Raw genomic sequence first — 21,948 nt, 5'->3', positions numbered from 1 at the left:
CGTTTCCTTTCGCAAGTTCGCAAGGTTCATATCAGACCGCTACCAGCACGACGGCGCCGATTACCAGCACGGCACCAGCAGCCATCGAGGCGGCATACCAACGCAATTGACCGGTCTCGGTGCGGCTCAGGGCGGTGTGACCGCCTTTGGCCATACGCGGGATCAGACCGATAGTCTGGTCGAGCGGGTCTTTGCGCAGTACATGGCTGATCGCAAGGTAAGGCTTGACGAACAGTTTGTCGTAGATCCAGTCGAAGCCCCAGGCGGCGAACCACCAGGCCGAAAGGAAGCGGCCGACACCGCTGTTGGCGATGGCGGTGACGAAGCGGCGCTTGCCGAGGAACAGCAGCGCGGCCAGCAGGATACCGGACAGGGCGATGGCGCCCGAGGCGATTTCCAGACTGTGCTTGGCTTCGCCGCCGGCATGGCCGACGCTTTCTGGCAGCACACCGTGCAGCGGCGGAACGATCATCGCGCCGACGAACGTCGACAGTACGATCAGCACCGACAGTGGCAGCCAGTGAGCGATACCGTGACCGGCGTGCGCTTCGGTTTTCGCTTCACCGTGGAACGCGATGAAGATCAGGCGGAAGGTGTACAGCGAGGTCATGAAGGCGCCAACCAGACCTGCATAAAGCAGACCCTGGTTACCGCTGGCGAACGCTTCCCAGAGGATTTCGTCCTTGGAGTAGAAGCCCGCGGTCACCAGAGGCAAGGCCGCCAGGGCCGCGCCGCCGACGATGAAGCTGGCGTAGGCCAGTGGCAGTTTCTTCCACAGGCCGCCCATCTTGAAGATGTTCTGCTCGTGGTGGCAGGCAACGATCACCGCACCGGATGCAAGGAACAACAGCGCCTTGAAGAAGGCGTGGGTCATCAGGTGGAAGATCGCGCCGTCCCACGCACCTACGCCCAGGGCCAGGAACATGTAGCCGATCTGGCTCATGGTCGAGTAGGCGAGGATACGTTTGATGTCGGTCTGAACCAGTGCGGCAAAACCTGCCAGCACCAGCGTCACGCCACCGACAACACCCACCAGGTGCAGGATGTCCGGCGCCAGGGCGAACAGACCGTGGGTACGGGCGATCAGGTAGACACCGGCGGTTACCATGGTCGCGGCGTGGATCAGTGCCGAAACCGGAGTCGGGCCGGCCATCGCATCCGCCAGCCAGGTTTGCAGCGGCAGTTGCGCGGATTTACCGACAGCGCCGCCCAGCAGCATCAGGGTCGCCAGAACGATCCAGAAGTCACCGGCCTTGAAGTGCTCAGGCGCCTTGACCAGCAGTTCCTGAATGTTCAGCGTGCCCAACTGTTGGAACAGGATGAACAGGCCGATGGCCATGAACACGTCGCCGACGCGGGTCACGATGAAGGCTTTGAGTGCCGCATTACCGTTGTTGCGGTTGCTGTAGTAGAAACCGATCAACAGGTACGAGCACAGGCCCACGCCTTCCCAGCCGAAGTACACGAACAGCAGGTTATCGGCCAGGACCAGGAACAGCATGCTGGCGATAAACAGGTTGGTGTAGGCGAAGAAGCGCGAGTAACCGGCTTCACCGCGCATGTACCAGGACGCGAACAGGTGGATCAGGAAGCCGACGCCGACCACCACACCGAGCATGGTCAGGGACAGACCATCCAGGTACAGCGCGAAGTTAGGCGTGAAGCCTTCTACCGCCATCCACTGCCACAACACGTGGGTGTAGTGACCGCCTTCAGGTGGTGCAACGTTGAACTGCCAGATTATGTAAGCAGTGACGATTGCCGACAGGCCAATGGAGCCGACGCCGATCAGCGCCGAAAGGTTTTCCGACAAGCGACCGCGTGAGAACGCCAGCAGCAGGAAACCTATGAGAGGGAATACGAAAGTCAGATAGAGAAGGTTCATCCGCGCATCTCGCTGGCAGCGTCGATATCGAGAGTGTGGAAGCGGCGATACAGCTGCAACAGAATCGCCAGGCCAATACTGGCCTCGGCGGCTGCCAGGCTGATCACCAAGATGAACATGATCTGTCCATCCGGCTGCGCCCAGCGGCTACCGGCAACGATGAACGCCAACGCGGAGGCATTCATCATGACCTCCAGGCTCATCAGCACGAAGAGAATGTTGCGCCGGACCATCAGGCCGACCAGACCGAGGCAGAACAGGATGCCGGCAACCGCCAGACCATGCTCCATAGGGATAGCAGGCATCGTCATTGCTCCTTGGCTTCGTTGCGGCCCAAGTGGAACGCCGTGACGGCTGCGGCGAGCAGCAGCATCGAGGCGAGTTCGACCACCAGCAGATACGGACCGAACAGGCTGATGCCCACGGCCTTCGCGTCTACGGTGGTGTGGCCGATGGCCTGGCCGCTCTGATGGGCGAACAGCACATACAGCAGTTCAGCCAGCAGCAGGGCACCGAGTGCGACCGGGCCCAGCCAGATGCCGGGTTTGAGCCAGACGCGCTCTTGCTGAACCGAGGCGGGGCCCAGGTTCAGCATCATCACCACGAACACGAACAGCACCATGATGGCGCCGGCGTAGGCGATCACTTCCAGTACACCGGCAAACGGTGCGCCGAGGGCGAAGAACGTCATGGCCACGGCGATCAGCGAAATGATCAGGTAGAGCAGGGCGTGCACGGGGTTGGTGTTGGTGATCACGCGAAGCGTGGACACAACAGCGATACCCGATGCGAAATAGAAAGCGAATTCCATCTTTCTTCCTTAAGGCAGCAAGCTCTTCACGTTGATCGGCTGGGCTTCATTCTGCGCGGCGCCTTTCGGCTTACCGGCAATCGCCATACCTGCAACACGATAGAAGTTGTAATCAGGGTTTTTGCCGGGGCCGGAGATCAGCAGATCTTCTTTCTCGTACACCAGGTCCTGACGTTTGAACTCGGCCATTTCGAAATCCGGTGTCAGCTGGATCGCGGTGGTCGGGCAGGCTTCCTCGCAGAGGCCGCAGAAAATGCAGCGCGAGAAGTTGATACGGAAAAACTCCGGGTACCAGCGACCGTCTTCGGTTTCAGCTTTCTGCAGCGAGATGCAACCCACCGGGCACGCCACGGCGCACAGGTTGCAGGCTACACAACGTTCTTCGCCGTCGGGGTCGCGGGTCAGCACGATACGCCCACGGAAGCGCGGCGGCAGGTACACGGCTTCTTCCGGGTACTGCAGCGTGTCGCGCTTGCGGAAGGCATGGCCGAAGATCATCACCAGGCTGCGAAGCTGGGTGAAGAAGCCATGCACGATGTCAAAAATGTACTTCATGATTCTCTATCCTCACTGAGCCGCGACGGCGGGCGTGTTGAGCAACACGACCGCAGCGGTCACCAGCATGTTGACGAGGGTCAGCGGCAGGCAGAACTTCCAGCTGAAATCCATCACTTGGTCATACCGTGGGCGCGGAATCGAGGCGCGCAGCAGGATGAAGAACATGATGAAGAACGCGGTTTTCAGTGCAAACCAGATGAACGGGATCTGCGGCAGAATGCCGAACGGACCGTGCCAGCCACCGAAGAACAAGGTCACCAGCAGCGCTGAAATCAACACGATACCGATGTATTCGCCAACGAAGAACATGCCCCATTTCATGCCGGCGTATTCAATGTGGTAACCGTCGGCCAGTTCCTGTTCCGCTTCCGGCTGGTCGAACGGGTGACGGTGAGTCACGGCGACGCCAGCGATGAAGAAGGTCAGGAAGCCGAAGATCTGCGGAATGACGAACCACAGGTTCTGCGCCTGGTATTCAACGATGTCGCGCATGTTGAACGAGCCAACCTGGATCACGATGCCCATCAGCGACAGGCCCATGAACACTTCGTACGACACAGTTTGTGCCGAGGCCCGCAAGCTGCCCAGCAGGGCGAACTTGTTGTTACTCGACCAGCCGGCGAACAGCACCGCGTAGACCGACAGACCAGCCATGGCGAAAAAGAACAGGATGCCGATGTTGATGTCCGCCACGCCCCAGGTCGGGGTGATCGGGATGATCGCGAAGGCAATCAGCAAGGCGCTCATGGCCACGACCGGTGCCAACGTGAAGATCACTTTGTCGGCGAACGGCGGGGTCCAGTCTTCCTTGAAGAACATCTTGATCATGTCGGCCGCGATCTGGAACGCGCCGAACGGGCCGACGCGGTTCGGACCGTAACGGTCCTGCCAGAGGGCGAGCAGACGACGCTCGACCCAGCTCAGCAGCGCGCCGCACACCACGACGGCGAGCAGAATCACGATGGCCTTGAGGACCGCGATGATGATGTCGATCACTTCAGGAGTGAACCAGGTCATAGCGCTGCCTCCTGCAGACCGTCAACGGATTTGCCAAAGATTGCTGGCGGAATGCCGGCGATACCGGCCGGCAATGCGACCAGACCGGCACCCAGCTCTTCGTTGATGCGCAGCGGCAGACGCAAGGTCTGGCCGGCCACGTTCAGGCTCAGCAGGGCACCGTCATTGACGCCCAGGCGATCGGCTTCGGACTTGGCCAGCGACAGGTAAGCAGCTGGAATGCGTTCTTGAACCGGCGCGGCTTTGGAAGAGTTCTCTTCGCTGCCGAACAGGTGGAAGAACGGCACGACCTGCCAGGTGCCCGGAGCCGGGTTGAACGCGCGCGGAACACTGGCGAACCAGTTCAGCGAATCACCGGTGCTTTCGATCAGGCGAGTGCCCGGGTCGCCAGCGCGGATGTGACCACCGACTTCGTCCTGGAACTTGTTCCAGGCTTGCGGCGAGTTCCAGCCCGGAGACCAGGCGAATGGCACTTGCTGACGCGGTTCGACCGAGCCCGAGTAACCTTCCATGGAGAACGAGAACGCGGTGTCGTTGTCCTGGGAAGTACGCGGTTCGTGCACGCTGATGTCGGCGCGCATGGCGGTCCGACCGCTGTAACGCAGCGGTTCGCGAGCCAGTTTCAGGCCTTTGATGCGGAACGCGGCGGACGGTGCGGCATCGACGATGCGCGCCAGTTGCGGTTTGCTCGCAGCAACGGCAGCGGTGACGTGGTCCAGTTGGGTCCAGTCGATCGGCTGGTTCAGCAGGGTCGAACGCAGGGCATGCAGCCAGCGCCAGCCTTCGTGAACCAGAATGCTTGCGTCGAGGTAAGTCGGGTCGAAGACCTGGAAGAAACGCTGGGCGCGGCCTTCCTGGCTGACCAGCGTACCGTCGCCTTCAGCGAAGCTGGCCGCTGGCAGAACCAGGTGCGCGCGATCGCTGGTGGCGGTCTTCTGATGGTCCGCCACGATCACCACTTTCGCGGCGTTCAGGGCAGCATCGACAAGGGCTTTGTCGGTACGGGTGTACAGGTCGTTTTCCAGCACGACGATGGCGTCGGCTTTACCGTCGATCACCGCTTGCAGGGCTGCGTCGACCGAGTCACCACCGAGCATGGCCAGGCCGAGGCTGTTGGCCTCTGGCACGATCAGGCTGATGGAACCGTTCTTCTCGCGCAGCTTCAGGGCCTTGGCGATGTTCGCCGCAGCTTCGATCAACGCCTTGGAACCCAGCGAGGTGCCGGCAATGATCAATGGACGCTTGGCCGCGAGCAGGGCGTTGGCGATGCGCTGAGCCAGTTCGAGGGCTTCAGCGTCCAGACCTTCAACGGCCGGCGCGCTGGCATCGAGGGCGTGAGCCACGGCGAAACCGATGCGGGCCAGGTCGTCGGGAGCTGCGTGGACGCATTCTTCAGCCACGTCGTCGAGCTTGGTTTCAGCCAGGCTGGCGATGAACAGCGGGTTCAGCGCGTTCTGACCGATGTTCTTCACCGCGGCATCGAGCCACGGCTGAACGCGCATGGCGTCGGCCATGTCTTCGGCCTTGCCCTTGACCGATTGACGCAGGGCCAGGGCCATGCGCGCAGCAGTCTGGGTCAGGTCTTCGCCGAGGACGAAAACCGCATCGTGGTCTTCGATGTCGCGCATGTTCGGGATCGGCAGCGGGCTGTCTTTGAGCACCTGCACAACCAGGCGAATGCGCTCAAGCTCAGCGGCTTCGATACCGGAGTAGAAGTGCTCGGCGCCGACCAGTTCCAGCAACGCGTAGTTGCTTTCTAGGCTGGCGCGCGGCGAACCGATACCGACGATGTTGCGACCGCGCAGCAGGTCAGCGGCTTTATCCAGTGCTTCGTCGAGGCCCAGCTTGGCGCCGTTGGCCAGCAGTGGCTGACGCGGGCGGTCTTCGCGGTTGACGTAGCCGTAACCGAAACGGCCACGGTCGCACAGGAAGTACTGGTTCACCGAACCGTTGAAACGGTTTTCGATGCGACGCAGTTCGCCGTAACGCTCGCCCGGGGAAATGTTGCAACCGCTGGAGCAGCCATGGCAGATGCTCGGCGAGAACTGCATGTCCCACTTGCGGTTGTAGCGCTCGGAGTGAGTCTTGTCGGTGAACACACCGGTCGGGCAAACCTCGGTGAGGTTGCCGGAGAACTCGCTTTCGAGGGTGCCGTCTTCAACGCGACCGAAGTACACGTTGTCGTGAGCACCGAATACGCCGAGGTCGGTGCCGCCGGCGTAGTCTTTATAGAAGCGCACGCAGCGGTAGCAAGCGATGCAGCGGTTCATTTCGTGGGAAATGAACGGCCCCAGTTGCTGGTTCTGGTGAGTACGCTTGGTGAAGCGATAACGGCGCTCGTTGTGGCCGGTCATCACCGTCATGTCTTGCAGGTGGCAGTGACCGCCTTCCTCACAGACCGGGCAGTCGTGAGGGTGGTTGGTCATCAACCATTCAACGACGCTGGCGCGAAACACTTTCGCTTCTTCGTCGTCGATGGAGATCCAGCTGCCGTCGGTGGCGGGGGTCATGCAGGACATGACGATCCGACCACGCTTGTCGTTCTCGTCGGTGTACTGCTTGACCGCGCACTGGCGGCAAGCGCCAACGCTGCCAAGGGCTGGGTGCCAGCAGAAATAAGGGATATCGAGGCCTAGCGACAGACACGCCTGTAACAGGTTGTCTGCCCCATCGACTTCGAGCTCTTTGCCGTCTACGTGGATAGTGGCCATGGTTCAAAGTTCTTCGTTGGCCCGGTGTCAGCGGGCGTGGCTAATGGAATCTTGTTATTCGTCCGAATCCAAACAGCCTCGAAAGGCGTCATCGGACGAAAGGCGAACGGCACGGACCGTTCGCCTTTTTTAAAGCGTTAAGCGCCGACTACGATCGGCTTTGCCAGAGGCGGGACGACGGCGCTGGTGGGCGCGATGCCGGCTTCGAACTCTGGACGGAAGTATTTGATGGCGCTGCCCAACGGCTCCACGGCACCCGGTGCGTGTGCACAGAAGGTCTTGCCCGGGCCGAGGAAACCGACCAGACCCAGCAGGGTCTCGATATCGCCGGGCTGGCCTTCGCCGTTCTCGATGGCCATCAAGAGCTTGACGCTCCATGGCAAGCCATCGCGGCAAGGGGTGCAGAAGCCGCAGGATTCGCGAGCGAAGAACTGTTCCATGTTGCGCAGCAGGGACACCATGTTGACGCTGTCGTCCACCGCCATGGCCAGGCCGGTACCCATACGGGTGCCCACTTTGGCGATGCCGCCGGCATACATTTGTGCGTCCAGGTGTTCCGGCAACAGGAAGCCGGTACCGGCGCCGCCAGGCTGCCAGCACTTGAGCTTGTAACCGTCGCGCATGCCGCCCGCGTAGTCTTCGAACAACTCGCGACCGGTGACGCCGAACGGCAATTCCCACAGGCCCGGGTTCTTGACCTTGCCGGAGAAGCCCATGAGCTTGGTGCCCATGTCTTCGCTGCCTTCGCGGGCCAACGATTTGTACCAGTCCACGCCGTCGGCAATGATCGCCGGTACGTTGCACAGGGTTTCAACGTTGTTCACGCACGTTGGCTTGCCCCACACGCCCACAGCGGCAGGGAAGGGCGGTTTGGAGCGCGGGTTGGCGCGGCGGCCTTCGAGGGAGTTGATCAGTGCGGTTTCTTCACCGCAGATGTAACGCCCGGCACCGGTGTGGACGAACAGCTCGAAATCGAAGCCGCTGCCCAGGATGTTTTTACCCAGCAGGCCTGCTGCCTTGGCTTCTTCCACGGCACGGTTCAGGTGCTTGGCGGCGGTGGTGTATTCGCCACGCAGGAAGATGTAGCCACGGTAGGTTTTCAGCGCGCGAGCACTGATCAGCATGCCTTCGATCAGCAGATGGGGCAGTTGCTCCATCAGCATGCGGTCTTTCCAGGTGTTCGGCTCCATCTCATCCGCGTTGCACAGCAGGTAGCGGATGTTGATGGATTCATCCTTGGGCATCAGGCCCCACTTTACGCCCGTGGGGAAGCCTGCACCGCCGCGGCCCTTGAGGCCGGAGTCTTTCACGGTCTGGACGATGTCGTCCTGGGCCATGTCGGCGAAGGCCTTGCGCGCAGCGGCGTAACCATTCTTGGCCTGGTACTCGTCGAGCCATACGGCTTCGCCGTCGTCACGCAGACGCCAGGTGAGCGGGTGAGTCTCTGCGACACGCTTGATGCGGTTGGCAGGACCGAAGGAAGTCAGGGTCATACGTAGCCCTCGAGCAATTTGGCAACGCCGGCAGGCTGCACATCACCGAACGTGTCGTCGTCGATCATCAGCGCCGGCGCCTTGTCGCAGTTGCCGAGGCAGCAGACGGGCAGCAGGGTGAAACGACCGTCGGCGGTGGTCTGACCCAGGCCGATACCCAGCTTGCCCTGGATTTCGCTGACCACCGACTCGTGGCCGCCGATGTAGCAGACCATGCTGTCGCAGACGCGAATGATGTGACGGCCCACGGGCTGACGGAAGATCTGGCTGTAGAACGTTGCCACCCCTTCAACGTCGCTGGCCGGGATGCCAAGGATTTCGCCGATGGCGTAGAGCGCGCCGTCAGGCACCCAGCCACGTTCCTTCTGGACGATCTTCAGGGCTTCGATCGACGCCGCGCGCGGGTCTTCGTAGTGATGCAGCTCATGCTCGATGGCCGAGCGCTCGGTTTCGCTCAGGGCGAAACGGTCTGTCTGGATAAGCGGGCTGTTCATGCTTAGCGGTCCACGTCGGCCATAACGAAATCGATACTACCCAGGTACGCGATCAAGTCCGCGACCATGCTGCCTTTGATCACCGAAGGGATCTGCTGCAGGTGCGGGAAGCTTGGAGTACGAATCCGGGTGCGGTAGCTCATGGTGCCGCCATCGCTCGTCAGGTAATAACTGTTGATGCCCTTGGTCGCTTCGATCATCTGGAAGGATTCGTTGGCCGGCATGACCGGGCCCCACGAAACTTGCAGGAAGTGCGTGATTAGGGTCTCGATGTGTTGCAGCGTGCGCTCTTTTGGTGGCGGCGTGGTCAGCGGGTGATCCGCCTTGTACGGGCCTTCCGGCATGTTGCGCATGCACTGCTCGATGATCTTGAGGCTCTGGCGCATTTCTTCGACGCGAACGATGCAACGGTCGTAGGCATCGCCATTGGCCGCCAGCGGGATTTCGAATTCGAAGTTTTCGTAACCGGAGTAAGGGCGAGCCTTGCGCAGGTCGAAATCGCAACCGGTCGAACGCAGGCCGGCACCGGTGACGCCCCATTCCAGGGCTTCTTTGGTGTTGTAGGCGGCGACGCCGATGGTCCGGCCACGCAGGATGCTGTTGTCCAGTGCGGCTTTCTGGTATTCGTCCAGACGCTTTGGCATCCACTCGACGAAATCCTTGACCAGTTTTTCCCAGCCACGCGGCAGGTCGTGAGCGACGCCACCGATGCGGTACCAGGCCGGGTGCAGACGAAAACCGGTGATGGCTTCGATCACCGTGTACGCCTTCTGGCGGTCGGTGAAGGTGAAGAACACCGGGGTCATGGCGCCGACGTCCTGGATGTAAGTCCCCAGGAACAGCAAGTGGCTGGTGATCCGGAAGAACTCGGCCATCATGATGCGGATGACGTCGACCTTCTCGGGCACCTTGATGCCGGCCAGCTTCTCGACCGAGAGCACGTACGGCAGGTTGTTCATCACGCCGCCGAGGTAGTCGATACGGTCGGTGTACGGAATGAAGCTGTGCCAGGACTGACGCTCGGCCATCTTCTCGGCACCACGGTGGTGGTAACCGACGTCCGGCACGCAGTCGACGATCTCTTCGCCGTCCAGCTGCAGGATGATACGGAACGCACCGTGCGCCGAAGGGTGGTTGGGACCCAGGTTGAGGAACATGTAGTCCTCGTTCGGGCCGGAACGCTTCATGCCCCAGTCTTCAGGTTTGAAGCGCGCGGCTTCTTCCTCAAGCTGTTGCTTGGCCAGGGTCAGGCTGAACGGGTCAAACTCGGTGGCACGGGCCGGGAAGTCCTTGCGCAGCGGGTGACCTTCCCAGGTCGGCGGCATCATGATGCGGGTCAGGTGCGGGTGACCGGCAAAGTTGATGCCGTACATGTCCCACACTTCACGCTCGTACCAGTTGGCGTTGGGCCAGAGACCGGTAACGGTCGGCACGCTGAGGTCGCTCTCGGACAAGGCGACCTTGATCATTACGTCACTATTACGTTCGATCGACATCAAGTGATAGAACACAGTGAAGTCGGCGCCGCTTGGCAGCCCTTGACGCTTGGTGCGCAGACGCTCGTCCACGCCGTGCAGGTCATAGAGCATGACGTACGGCTTGGGCAGGTTGCGCAGGAAGGTCAGGACTTCGACGAGTTTGGCGCGGGCAACCCAAAGCACCGGCATGCCGGTGCGGGTTGGCTGGGCGGTGAACGCCTCCGGGCCAAAACGATTGTTCAGTTCGACGACCACATCCTGGTCGTCTGCCTTATAAGGCGGGATGTACAGAGCACTGCCTGTAGTCATGGTTATTTATCGCTTTCGGTCAACGTAAAGAATGAAGCCAGTTTCTCGTTTCTTTGTAAGAACAGATCTGGATCAGACTTCGTCGGGGCTGCGCAGGTTGGTTACCTGAATACGCTGTTCGCGGCGCTGTTCCTTTTGCGAAGGCATCTCGGCGCGGTAAACGCCTTGATCGCCAACGACCCAGGAAAGTGGGCGACGCTCCTGGCCAATCGACTCCTGCAACAGCATCAAGCCTTGCAGAAAAGCTTCAGGGCGGGGCGGGCAGCCAGGCACGTAGACGTCCACGGGCAGGAACTTGTCCACCCCTTGAACGACGGAGTAGATGTCGTACATGCCACCGGAGTTGGCGCACGAACCCATGGAGATGACCCATTTAGGCTCGAGCATTTGCTCGTAGAGACGCTGAATGATCGGCGCCATCTTGATGAAGCAGGTACCGGCGATAACCATGAAATCCGCCTGGCGCGGCGATGCCCGGATAACCTCGGCGCCAAAGCGCGCGATGTCGTGGGGCGCCGTGAAGGCGGTGGTCATTTCCACGTAGCAGCACGAAAGACCGAAGTTATACGGCCACAGGGAGTTCTTGCGCCCCCAGTTGATCGTGCCGTTAAGCACGTCTTCGAGCTTGCCCATGAAAATGTTTTTGTGGACTTGATCTTCTAACGGATCGGAAACGGTTTCCCGTTTGCCAATCGGATACTGCTCGTTAGGAGCATCGGGGTCGATCCTGGTGAGATTGTATTGCATTGCCAAAGCCTCATTGTTTCAGCTTCGCTTGCCGCTTACGACGAGCTTCCGGAGCCCAGTCAAGGGCGCCCACTCGGAATAGGTAGACAAGACCTGCCAACAGAATTGCTATGAAAACGAGAGCTTCGACGAATCCGGTCCAGCCGCTTTCGCGGACGGACACAGACCAGGCAAAGAGAAAAAGGGCTTCGATATCGAAGATCACGAAGAGCATCGCGACCAGATAGAATTTGGCTGAGAGCCGCAAGCGGGCGCCACCTGTAGGTAGCATGCCGGACTCGAACGGTTCGTTTTTGCTGCGGCCCCAGGCTTTTGACCCGAGGAGGCTGGATACGCCGAGCATGAAGGCGCAAAGGCCGCCGACACCCAGAAGGAAAATGGCAAAGCCCCAGTTGTGGGCCATGAGTCCGGTCGCTTCGGGCATGCTGGTAATCCTTAACAGAGAGCAAAGGTCTCTGAGCTTGAAAAGAAACAAAGCAGTGACGATATGTCGCAGCAATCAATCGCGGTGATTTTATGGCTAAACACCGAGCAAGTAAAATTCAGATAGCGAAATTATTTACAAGAATAAGGACATAGCGCGCCTCCAAAGCCCTGTAGCCCATGCCGCTCGGGCATTAGCGGGGGTTTTGTCAAATATGTTTTGTAGGGAATGTAACGAACATAGCTCTCGCTAAATGATAATCAATATTATTTGTCGCGGTTTTCAAACTGTTTAACGGGTGAGTGGCTGGGAAGTTGTCTTATATGCGTGTTACTGCAAGTAGCGAGCGTGGTCGTTTTACCTGATTTTCCGGGCCGTGAAACTGCTCTGGATCAATGTGTTTCGCAAAATTTTGTGGGTTGACGCGTTCCCTGTGGGAGCCGGGCTTGCCCGCGATGGCGGTGTGTCATACGCAGCAGATGTTGACTGACAGGTCGCCATCGCGGGCAAGCCCGGCTCTCACAGGGTTTCTTGGTGGCCGATAAATCGCAGGCAAAAAAACACCCCGAACCAGTCGGGGTGTCAGATGAGCGGCTTTGCGGTCGGCTCGTTGGATGAAGCTGCGAGGGAATCATTCGCCAAGTCTGAGAAAGACCAGTGGTGGCAGGTACCGCCGCGCTATGCCTCGTGCCAATAGGAATAAAATGCGTAAAGAGACTGCCGCGACTTTCCGGGCTCTCTAAATGCAGCTGTGACCCCCATCGATTACCAGATCGGCACCGGTCATCCAGGATGACTCATCAGATGCCAGCAGGATGGCAGCGCCTGCCATATCGGCAGGCAGTCCAGCGCGCTGCATGGGAATCTCCTTTTTTCTGTTCTGCCATACTTCTGGGGAGTCCCGCCACTGGTTGGCGTTACCACTGGTCGCGGTCAGCCCGGGTGAAATCGTGTTGACTCTGATCCCATAGGGTGCCAGTTCTACCGCGCAGCTTCGTGTAAGCATCGACAGCGCTGCTTTGCTTGCCTGATAAGCTGACATTCGGCTGACTGCCTTGAAGGCACTGACCGATGAAATGTTAATGATGCTGCCTCCCTGTTTGCGAGCGATGCAGTCTCTTGCAAAGCGTTGAGCCATAAAGAAGGGAAAACGGAGGTTGACTGCAAGGGTTTGTTCGTATTCGTCTTCGCTCAGCTCCAAAAATGGAGTGCGGGTTATGAATGCAGGATTATTGACGAGTATATCCACGGGGCCAATAGCTGCTTGCGCTTCTTCAAAGAGTGCGTCAGTGCTAGTGCTTGCGGCATCCATAAGGGTGAAGCCGGCTCGCTGACCAAGGTGTTCAGCTAATGCAATTACCGCACGAGCCCCAGCTTCATCGGTGCGGGCGGTAATGAAAACATCGGCGCCTTGGACAATGAAAGTTTCGGCTATAGCTCTTCCAATACCTGCCGATGCGCCTGTTATCAGAGCTCGTTTCCCTCTTAGTCTTCCATTCATGATGAGTTGATACTCCGTGGTGAGAGTTGGCTGGTCGTGTGCGTAAATGTGAATGTGGCGTAACGCTTGAATATAGAGGGGGCGTCGCTTTTTGCTAGCGTGAAGTATAATAATAGTATCTCTATTTGTTGCTTCATGTTGTGGGGCAGAGTTGGGGTTTTATTCCATGTTTGCGGAGCTCGGGCGCGATTATCTGTTGCGTTTTTAAGGTGTGCGGTAATTTTTCAGAAAGTTCCTACGGATCATTCATTTTAAAATGAACGATCTTTCTTAAGTGTTGGCGAAAATTGATTTTATGAGGTTGAAAGTGGGCTGCTGTTAGGTACATTCGGTAGCTAGATAGGTGGCATTGAAGTCGGTGCTGATCTGACTCTTCGTTCTATAGAGAGGTCATGTGTGTCTGAGCAAAAAAATAAGTATATAAATACCACCCGGTCCGTAGAGATTGGTAATCCCTCTTGGGCGCTTGCGCAAAATTCGGGGCTGACCGATTTGAGTATCACGCACGCTCAGCAGGGACGTATGCAGGATCAGAACGGTCATTTGTTCATGAATATGTGTTCTTGTTCATATTTGGGTCTTGAGGTCGATGAACGTCTGGCGCGACGTGCCGCAGATTATGTGTTGAGTTGCGGTACCGTGAATTTGCCCACCTCGCGTATCAGAATAAGGTTGAAAGAACTCGATGAGGTTGAAGACGCCTTATCGGCGCATTTCAATTGTCGAGCATTCACAGCGACTTCCTGCAGCGCAGGCATTGTCGCGTCTCTACCCCTGCTGGCAGCCGGTATGTTTACCGATGGCCAACGCCCGGTTTTGATCTTTGATAAACATGCCCATTTTGCATTGAATCAGGTCAAGGCTATCTGTGGTGATGAAACGCAGGTTGTCACTTGCAATCACAATGATGTCGATTTTATCGAGGACATGTGCAAGCGTCATCCTTTGGTCGCGTATGTTGCTGACGGTGCTTACAGTATGGGGGGAAGTGCGCCTATTGAGCGGCTGTTGGCTTTGCAGGACAAGTATGGGCTGTTTCTCTACTTCGATGACTCTCATTCATTGAGTGCTTATGGCGAGCGGGGTGAGGGTTATATTCGTACTTTTATGCCTGAGCTCAATCCACGGACCCTGCTGGTTTATTCACTGGCCAAGGCATTTGGCGCCAATGGTGGCGGTATATTCATGTCGGAGAAGGCCAACTATCAGAACGTTTTTCGCCGTTTTGGTGGGCCAATGTCCTATTCGCAATATGTAAATCCCGCCGCTATAGGCGCAGCCATGGCTTCCCTGGATATTCACAAGACCAGTGAGCTTGGCGCTTTGCAGCAGAAGCTTAGTGTCAATATTCATCTGTTCGATAGCTTGTTTGCGACTGAGCACGCGGGGTCGGGCCTACCGATTCGGGTTATTCCATTGGACAGTCCCGAGATGGCGATCGGCGTTTCCGAGGGTGTCTTCAAGCGTGGGTACTACACCTCTGCCGTATTCTTCCCCATCGTGGCCAGGAACAAATCCGGTTTGCGCGTGATGATGCGTGCAGACATGTCCCAAGAAGATGTCCGGAGCTTCTGCTCCGCTGTCCAGGCAGAGGTCGAAGAGGCCCGCCTGAACCTGAAACCTGTCCAGCGTTGAGAGGTTACGATGACCAATCCCACACCAAGAAGCTTGCTGTATTGCTCCGCGTTACACCCTGAGCAATACGCCAAGAATGCCCTGACGGATGTAATGGTGATTGATCTGGAGGACGGTGTTCCGCTCTCTGGGAAAGCTGAAGCCCGGTTGTGTGTCGAACAGTTCTATCGTTCCCGTGTTACGCAGCGTACAGCACTGCGTATCAATCCTCTGCGGGATAATCAAGGGTTGCTCGATCTGCTGCTGGTGCAGTCACTTGAACAGCGGCCCGAATTTATCGTCTTGGCAATGACCGAAGCAGCGGCCGAGATAGAGGTGGTGCGCGCCAATTTAAATCGCAATGGAGAAAGTCCGAAAATCCTGGTCACCGTCGAAACTCCGGCCTGTTTGCGGGATATTTACGCCATTGCATCCAGTGCCGACGGATTGATCTTTGGTTCCGCCGACTATGCGGCCAGCTTGGGGGTGCAGATCGGTGGCTGGAGCAACATGCTGCATGCACGTGGGAGCATCGTAGCGGCCGCAAGCGCCGCGGGTATTCCCGCGTTCGACACCGCTTACTTCAATCTCGACGACGAGGCGGGGCTGCTGAAGGAATGCCAGGACACCCGGGAATTGGGATTCAGTGGCAAGACCTCCATTCACCCAAGGCAGATTCCCATCATCAATGATGCATTCACTCCTTCCATCGCTGAATACGAACATGCCTTGGCAGTTGTGCAGGCTGCGCAGAGCAGTGGGGAAAAAATCACCAGGTTGAAGAACCTCATGGTGGGACCACCGTTCGTGAAGCAAGCCAGGAAAGTTATCCAGCGCGCCCAGGAACTGGGTCTTTAAGGGGAAAGATATGGAACCGATGATCCCTGCCCATGAACGGATCGGTGCTAATCGCTACCGTGAGTCTTATGGCCTGCATTACGAAGAGTTTGTGGTGGGTGATGTGTTCGAGCACCGCCCCGGCCGTACTGTGACTGAGCTTGATAACATCTGGCAGTCACTGGTGAACATGAACAACCACCCTGCACATATCGACGTTGCCTATGCACAGCGCACCGAATTCGAGAAGTTGCTGGTCAACAGCTCGGTGACGTTGTCGATTATCAGCGGCATGACGGTAGCGACAATGAGTGCCCGGGCGATCGCAAACTTGGGCTGGGACGAAATTCGTCTGCCAAATCCGGTTTACGTCGGAGACACTTTGTACGCAGAGAGTGAGGTTGTCTCCAAGCGTGAATCCCGATCGCGTCCGGGCCAGGGCATTGTCACCATCAAGGTGATTGGTCGTAAGCAGGATGGCACCCCCGTGATCACTTACCTGCGCACCTTTCTGGTTCCCAAGCAAGGGTATTCCCAGGACTACTCCGTCGGCTAGGCGTCTGTCTTCAGCGGTCTTACAGTCACAGAAAACACAATGGAACGATGCCATTAGCAAGCTGGCGGTGGTTACCGGTGGAAATTCGGGTATTGGCGAGGCGTGCGCCTGGCGCTTTATCAGGGAAGGGTTGAGTTAGCCGTCTGTGGACGCCGGGAAAGGCAGAACCGGGAGCTGTGCGAGCGCATTCGGGACGCCGGGGGACGAGCTCACGGGTATGCCGTCGATCTGCGTGATTCTCGCGCACTCGCTGAGTTTTTTCAGCAGATCGCCATGGATCATCCGCCAGTTGCTTGCCTGGTCGTTCGTCACCGGGATTGCGATGCCAGTGGATGGAGGCACTCAAGCATTAGTGCTGCCGGCTCGATGATGGCCGGTACCTTCGAAAAGCTTTGATAGAAAAAGGAAAAGCCATGCTGCTTCTTAATCGTGAAGACATCGGGCGTTGTGTCGATTTGCCAAAGCTTGTTCGCGCACTCGAAGCAGCTCACCGGGGTTTTGCATTCTCGGCTCCCGTGGTTCCGCAACGCTCGATCATCACTCACGAGCGACAAAAAGCATTCTCTTTGTTCATGCCGGCCTTTTTGCCCGCAAGCCAGACGCTGGGCGTCAAAGTGTCGTCGTTTCATCCCGGCAACGCTATACACGGATTATCGGCGATCAACGGTGTGGTCTTACTGATTGATATCGAAAGCGGGCGGTTGCTGGCGATGCTTGACAGTGCAGCCCTAACGGCGATTCGTACCAGTGCCATGAGTGCGCTGGCAACGGACAAGCTCTGCCTGCGGGTGCGACTCAATCTTGCGGTGATCGGTGCCGGGGCTCAGGCCGCAGCGCACGTCAAGGCGATGGCCGCTATCAGGGATCTGGGGCAGGTCAGGATATTTTCCCGCGGTCTAGCCCGAAGTGTCGCTTTGGCCGAGCGCCTGTCCATAGAGCTTTCGCTGCCGGTCGAGGCCGTGAACCGCATGGAGGAAGCACTGGCTGATGCGGACATTGTGTGCACTACGACGTCCCATGACAGTCCGTTGCCTTTGATAGGGGCGCATCAGCTCAAACCCGATGCCCATATCAATGCCATTGGTGGCAGTACGCTTCAGGCGTGCGAGATCGATCCCCGGTTACTGGGCAACGCTCAGGTTCATGTCGATCATTTGGACGCCGCATGCCGCGAGTCGGGCGAAATTTCTCAGGCGTTGGCGTTGTCGGTAATTGGTGTAAAGGACATCCGCGAAATCGGTGCTTTAGCCGTCGAACAGCCTTCGCCAGTAACGCATAAACAAGGTCTGAGTTATTTCCGCAGCGTCGGACACGCCAGTCAGGACATGGTGGTCGCTGCCTGCCTATATGACGCGGCCAGGACACGGAACATCGGCAAACACTGCGACTACCTCAGTGGCTGAGGACTGCCAGGCGCGAAATTTGAATTGGCAATGCTACTGCCAGGGAAAGAGGAGATGCTCATGAATATTCTGATGATCGATTCGCAGAGAGTGAATTATGTCGACCCTGGGGAGTATGTCCCGGGTTTGGAACATCAGCGATATAGCTTGGAGGTTACATCCCGGCCCTCGGATGAACAATTGGCCCGGGCCGACGGGATCATCGCCTTTCATTCGGTCGTCATCGACGCGCCATTGGTTGCCAGGATGCATCGATGTCGCGCGTTGGTAAAGGCAACCATTGGCCTTGATGATGTGGATGTCGAGGCTTTGAGCGCGAAAGGCATTCTCTGCTCCAACATCGGCTCTGTGGGGGCGGAGGAAGTTGCGGAGCACACCATGGCGTTGATCCTCTTTGCCCAGCGCAAGCTTCTCGACTATGCCAGGAACACCCGGCAGGGCGGCTGGAGCTGGCGAGCCCATACTGGCGAGGTCAAAGCCTGCGCAGATACGGTCCTGGGGTTAATCGGTTATGGCGCAACAGGGCGAGCATTGGCGCGCAGAGCGACGGCCATGGGTTACCGGATCTGTTTTTACGATCCTTGGGTCGAGAGCTGTGTCGAAGGTATTGCGCAGGGCGGCACGCTGGAGTACTTGCTCGATACGGCCGATGTCATATCGCTACATCTGCCTCTTAATCCGGACACTGGGCATTTGATGAACGATGCGCGATTTTCGCGGATGAAGCACGGTGCGACCCTGATCAATACCGCGCGAGGTGGCATCGTCGATACCAATGCTCTGCTTCGGGCCCTGCAGTCCGGGGTAGTGTCCATGGCGCTGCTGGATGTCGTGCAGGAGGAACCGGCACCTCCCCAGGCCCTGATCGAACATGAGCGTGTGTTATTGACGCCGCATGCCGCGTTTTACAGCGAACGCTCTCTGGCCGAATTGAAGGCCAATGCCCTGGAAACGATTCTGGGTCTGCTACAGGGGACAAATATTAAAACCGTGGTCAATCCCGATTGCGTATCGGGGGAGGCAAAGGGATATGCCTGAATTAAAACTGGCGGGACTTGAAACCTCACGATCCGGGTTGCCGGCCTGGTTCGACGTGGCGATTGGCAGCAGCATTCTTCAATACGGTCAGCGCTTGGCGGCGCGACAGCTGCTGGTCAATACACTAGGCAATATCGCTGTACGCAGCCGCTGCGCGTACTGGCAGCGCGAAGTGATCTACACCAAGCACCGCGGCGTCTCCCTGGAAGAGTGCGGTCTTGAACATCTGGCTGTGCTGGATATGCAATCCGATGAGCTTTTGCACGGTCATTTCAGACCCAGCCTGGGGCACCAGATGCACCGGGAAATCATGCGCTGTCGCGCTGATGTCAATGCCACGGTGCATCTTCATCCCAATGAAGTCATTTCCTTCTTCGCTGTCATGCAGTGGCGTGAGATGGAATACGTGTCGAACGACACGGCACTGGTGATGGGTAAGCCACCGTGCATCCTAGGCGAGGGTGTGAATGTCGAACTGGATGTCAGAGCCATTGGCCTCTGTGCCAATGACACCAACTGCATTGTCATGCCCGGTCATGGCATTACCTGTTTTGGCCGCGACCTGTCCGAGGCATTTCATCGTGCCGTGGCGTTCACTGCGGAAATCAGTCGATTGATTACCAGCCAATATTTGTCGGCGGCCACAGGGAAGTCGGTGGTGTATGCCAGCGACGAAGAGGTCAGGCAGATGTATGAGCTCGGCGAACAGGTGATCTACGGAGGGATGCACAAATGAAGTTTCACGAGCACATTTTGCATTCCGGATTATGGAAGGCGCCGGAACGCGATCTCTCGTCAGTGTTGCTGGATCTGAATGAAAATCAGTTTTTACATGAGTTTCTGGCGCGGTTCATTACCGCCGAACTGAAGCCAGGGGATCTGTTTACCTACCCCAATTATCAGCCGCTACTGAGCGCGTTGGCAAAGTACTGCAAGGTTTCGATCGACAGTTTGCTGCTGACCAATGGGGCGGATCAGGCAATCGATCTGGTAATACGTTCAGTGTTTTCGTCAGGGGATCGGGTGGTGGTTCCTTCTCCGGTTTTTTCCTTCTATTACCAGATGCTCGACGTCAATGGCGTTGTGCCGGTGATCGTGGGGTTCGAGAAACAAGCCCAAAGATTCGTGCTGTCGACCGAGGCCGTACTCGAATCATTGCATACCTGTCAGGGACTGATCCTGTGCAACCCCAACAATCCTCTGGGCGTACGAATCGATCCTGAGCAATTGAAAGTACTTGTCGACGCTTGTGTAAGGCAAGACAAGCCGATGATCGTTGACGAATGCTACTTTGAGTACCTGCAACACTCGTGTCTGGATACTTTCAGCGCAGTCAGGCAGTTGTTCGTCATTCGTTCGTTCTCCAAGTTTTTTGGTCTTGCCGGGTTGCGCCTGGGGTATGTGGTCACGCGACCGGAATCAATCCGTGAGCTGATGAAGGTCCGCGGACCCTGGGATGTAAATCATGTGGCGGTGAAGGCTGCGTTGTTCTGCTTGCAGAACCAGGAAGTATTGCAGCACGCTCACGATAAACTCGCGCAGATCAAGAGTGAAATAATTGAAGTCTGCCGGGCTAACGCGATCGTCGTATACGAAAGCGATACAAACTTTTTGCTGTTGCAGGATCAGCCCGATGGTCGTCTGGCCAGCGCTTTCGCTCAGGCCAAAATTCGCATCAGCGACTGTTCGCGGTACCCTCACAGCTTCGGCCTGCTTCACAATATGCTGCGTGTGGCCGTTCCTGCTTCGTCGGATCTCAAAAAATTCCTGAAGGCAATATTACTTGGGAGCGGCAGTGCTGCTGCCAGCGTTGCGTACTTGCGCAGCGTCGAGGTGAGCCTCAAGTGAGGAGATTGCTGAAAAGGATCGGTCTGGCGGCAGGGATGCGCAATATCGTTTTGCTCCGGTTGCTGTTCGTCATGGCAAATGCCTTGGGGCCTTTTGCGGCCTTGTTTTTTCAACGTCATTACCAGCTCGACAGTTCGGCGGTGGCCTTGGTGATCACGCTGATGTCGGCGTTCTATCTGGTGGGCAATCTGTTAGGCGGGGCGCTCGTCGGTCGTTACTCCTTCCGGGCGCTTTTGATCAGTACCTCGTCCTGTTCATCGGTGTTTTTGTTGTTCGCTGCCGTGTCCAGCTCATCGATCGCCTCCATTGCGATGGTGCTGTTGTTCATGCTGTGCGCGGGTCTGATCACGCCGGTATTCAGTGTCCTCACGTCCTTGGCGGCGGATGAAGGCAACCGCATCGCCTCCTTTGGCTATTTACATCTGGCCAGCAATCTTGGGGGCGCGCTGCTGTTCGTGATAGGTGGGTATTTGCTCGGCCTCGACAGTCACTACCTGATGCTTTTTGCGATGGTCGTGAGTGTGTTGTGCTTTTTGGCGAGTGTCGTTCTGGCACTGCCGGAGCGCCCGAGTGCTGTGCCTGAGGCCAGAAGGGCTTCCCTCGGCACGATGGTCGACGTGCCAAGGATCGTGATCGTTGCGGGCGCCATGTTCTTTGCGTTGTCGGTGCTGGATGCACAGCGTGAATATCAGCTGCCTCTATGGCTTGACATGGTGACGGCGGGCAAGGCCGCCAGCTTGTTCGGTGCTGTCGGTATCGTCAATGCCTTGCTGGTGATCTTGTTGACGCAACCATTGATAGCGTTGACGTCGCGTTTCGGGGCGCTTACCAATCTGTCCATGGCTGCGGTTTTTTACGGTATCGGATTTGGCGCCTACGCCTTTTTCGAGCAGATGATACTGATCTTGTCGTTTGTTTTCTTCTGGACGTTGGGTGAGATTCTCGGCATTACCTACATCACTGCGTTGATTTCTCAGAAAACCACATTGCAAACCCAGGCCAGTCTTTTTTCTCTTATTCCGACCGTGCTGGCGGGGGCGAGGATGGTATCCGTAGGGCTGGGCGCCTCGTTGATCGCCGGGGTCGGTTTCCAGCTGAGCTGGAGTCTCTACGGGCTGGTGGGCATCCTGTTTGGAGGCGGCTGTCTTTTGGTTGTGGCCAGGATGGCTGCAGCGCCCCGTGTTCCATCGCCAGACAGGAATTGAAGCATTAGACCGGCAACTT

Annotated in this window: 21 protein-coding genes; 9 read left to right on the top strand and 12 right to left on the bottom strand. The window is 57.6% G+C overall.

Annotated features, from left to right (window positions below):
- Window positions 1-31 precede the first annotated feature (31 nt).
- The 12 genes from nuoL to ACZ3HH_RS02865 form a co-directional block, all read right to left on the bottom strand.
- Window positions 32-1,885, bottom strand: a complete 1,854-nt coding sequence (gene nuoL / locus ACZ3HH_RS02920) for an NADH-quinone oxidoreductase subunit L (RefSeq protein WP_465802667.1) — start codon at window positions 1,883-1,885, stop codon at window positions 32-34.
- Entirely contained in the window at window positions 1,882-2,190 is a 309-nt protein-coding gene (gene nuoK / locus ACZ3HH_RS02915; RefSeq protein ID WP_007946416.1) for an NADH-quinone oxidoreductase subunit NuoK, read from the bottom strand. The genes nuoL and nuoK overlap by 4 nt, the downstream gene beginning before the upstream one ends.
- 2 nt (window positions 2,191-2,192) lie before the next feature.
- Complete coding sequence (nuoJ, locus tag ACZ3HH_RS02910; protein ID WP_008014904.1) at window positions 2,193-2,696, bottom strand: NADH-quinone oxidoreductase subunit J; 504 nt, start codon at window positions 2,694-2,696, stop codon at window positions 2,193-2,195.
- Between the two features lie 9 nt (window positions 2,697-2,705).
- Window positions 2,706-3,251 carry an NADH-quinone oxidoreductase subunit NuoI gene (gene nuoI, locus ACZ3HH_RS02905; protein ID WP_262117291.1) on the bottom strand — a complete coding sequence of 182 codons (546 nt, stop codon included), beginning with the start codon at window positions 3,249-3,251 and terminating at the stop codon, window positions 2,706-2,708.
- Window positions 3,252-3,263: 12 nt separating this feature from the next.
- Window positions 3,264-4,271 carry an NADH-quinone oxidoreductase subunit NuoH gene (nuoH, locus tag ACZ3HH_RS02900; RefSeq protein WP_258615899.1) on the bottom strand — a complete coding sequence of 336 codons (1,008 nt, stop codon included), beginning with the start codon at window positions 4,269-4,271 and terminating at the stop codon, window positions 3,264-3,266.
- Window positions 4,268-6,982, bottom strand: a complete 2,715-nt coding sequence (gene nuoG, locus ACZ3HH_RS02895; RefSeq protein WP_465802666.1) for an NADH-quinone oxidoreductase subunit NuoG — start codon at window positions 6,980-6,982, stop codon at window positions 4,268-4,270. Before nuoG ends, nuoH begins: the two co-directional genes overlap by 4 nt.
- A gap of 137 nt (window positions 6,983-7,119) precedes the next feature.
- Window positions 7,120-8,475, bottom strand: coding sequence for an NADH-quinone oxidoreductase subunit NuoF (nuoF, locus tag ACZ3HH_RS02890; RefSeq protein WP_465802665.1), 1,356 nt, complete (start codon window positions 8,473-8,475; stop codon window positions 7,120-7,122).
- A complete protein-coding gene (gene nuoE, locus ACZ3HH_RS02885; protein WP_367374938.1) occupies window positions 8,472-8,969 on the bottom strand; it encodes an NADH-quinone oxidoreductase subunit NuoE in 498 nt (165 codons plus the stop codon). Before nuoE ends, nuoF begins: the two co-directional genes overlap by 4 nt.
- A 2-nt stretch (window positions 8,970-8,971) precedes the next feature.
- Window positions 8,972-10,756: an NADH-quinone oxidoreductase subunit C/D gene (gene nuoC / locus ACZ3HH_RS02880; RefSeq protein ID WP_123722022.1), complete on the bottom strand. Its 1,785-nt coding sequence runs from the start codon at window positions 10,754-10,756 to the stop codon at window positions 8,972-8,974.
- A 72-nt stretch (window positions 10,757-10,828) separates the two neighbouring features.
- The gene (locus ACZ3HH_RS02875; RefSeq protein ID WP_008014893.1) at window positions 10,829-11,503 is read right to left on the bottom strand and encodes a NuoB/complex I 20 kDa subunit family protein; all 675 of its coding nucleotides are present in this window, start codon (window positions 11,501-11,503) and stop codon (window positions 10,829-10,831) included.
- A gap of 10 nt (window positions 11,504-11,513) precedes the next feature.
- Window positions 11,514-11,927 (bottom strand): NADH-quinone oxidoreductase subunit A, encoded by a 414-nt coding sequence (locus tag ACZ3HH_RS02870; RefSeq protein WP_007905050.1) that lies wholly within the window; start codon window positions 11,925-11,927, stop codon window positions 11,514-11,516.
- 739 nt (window positions 11,928-12,666) lie between these two features.
- Entirely contained in the window at window positions 12,667-13,428 is a 762-nt protein-coding gene (locus ACZ3HH_RS02865; RefSeq protein WP_465802664.1) for an SDR family NAD(P)-dependent oxidoreductase, read from the bottom strand.
- Between the two features lie 396 nt (window positions 13,429-13,824).
- Between ACZ3HH_RS02865 and ACZ3HH_RS02860 the strand changes: the two genes are divergently transcribed.
- From ACZ3HH_RS02860 to ACZ3HH_RS02820, 9 genes are all read left to right on the top strand, one after another.
- Window positions 13,825-15,063 carry an aminotransferase class I/II-fold pyridoxal phosphate-dependent enzyme gene (locus ACZ3HH_RS02860; RefSeq protein ID WP_465802663.1) on the top strand — a complete coding sequence of 413 codons (1,239 nt, stop codon included), beginning with the start codon at window positions 13,825-13,827 and terminating at the stop codon, window positions 15,061-15,063.
- A gap of 9 nt (window positions 15,064-15,072) precedes the next feature.
- The gene (locus tag ACZ3HH_RS02855; RefSeq protein ID WP_465802662.1) at window positions 15,073-15,900 is read left to right on the top strand and encodes an HpcH/HpaI aldolase/citrate lyase family protein; all 828 of its coding nucleotides are present in this window, start codon (window positions 15,073-15,075) and stop codon (window positions 15,898-15,900) included.
- Window positions 15,901-15,910: 10 nt separating this feature from the next.
- Complete coding sequence (locus tag ACZ3HH_RS02850; RefSeq protein WP_465802661.1) at window positions 15,911-16,435, top strand: MaoC family dehydratase; 525 nt, start codon at window positions 15,911-15,913, stop codon at window positions 16,433-16,435.
- Between the two features lie 217 nt (window positions 16,436-16,652).
- Window positions 16,653-16,805 carry a hypothetical protein gene (locus ACZ3HH_RS02845; protein ID WP_465802660.1) on the top strand — a complete coding sequence of 51 codons (153 nt, stop codon included), beginning with the start codon at window positions 16,653-16,655 and terminating at the stop codon, window positions 16,803-16,805.
- Window positions 16,806-16,848: 43 nt separating this feature from the next.
- Window positions 16,849-17,838: an ornithine cyclodeaminase family protein gene (locus tag ACZ3HH_RS02840; RefSeq protein WP_465802659.1), complete on the top strand. Its 990-nt coding sequence runs from the start codon at window positions 16,849-16,851 to the stop codon at window positions 17,836-17,838.
- 60 nt (window positions 17,839-17,898) lie between these two features.
- Window positions 17,899-18,876: a C-terminal binding protein gene (locus tag ACZ3HH_RS02835; RefSeq protein WP_465802658.1), complete on the top strand. Its 978-nt coding sequence runs from the start codon at window positions 17,899-17,901 to the stop codon at window positions 18,874-18,876.
- A complete protein-coding gene (locus ACZ3HH_RS02830; protein WP_465802657.1) occupies window positions 18,869-19,612 on the top strand; it encodes a class II aldolase/adducin family protein in 744 nt (247 codons plus the stop codon). The genes ACZ3HH_RS02835 and ACZ3HH_RS02830 overlap by 8 nt, the downstream gene beginning before the upstream one ends.
- A complete protein-coding gene (locus ACZ3HH_RS02825; RefSeq protein ID WP_465802656.1) occupies window positions 19,609-20,724 on the top strand; it encodes a pyridoxal phosphate-dependent aminotransferase in 1,116 nt (371 codons plus the stop codon). The genes ACZ3HH_RS02830 and ACZ3HH_RS02825 overlap by 4 nt, the downstream gene beginning before the upstream one ends.
- 35 nt (window positions 20,725-20,759) lie before the next feature.
- Window positions 20,760-21,929 (top strand): MFS transporter, encoded by a 1,170-nt coding sequence (locus tag ACZ3HH_RS02820; RefSeq protein WP_465802655.1) that lies wholly within the window; start codon window positions 20,760-20,762, stop codon window positions 21,927-21,929.
- Window positions 21,930-21,948 lie beyond the last annotated feature (19 nt).

It is taken from the genome of Pseudomonas sp. PME37.24/025, assembly GCF_055556615.1.
The sequence above is the reverse complement of the archived record's forward strand: the minus strand, read 5'-3'. Positions and strand labels throughout refer to the sequence as shown.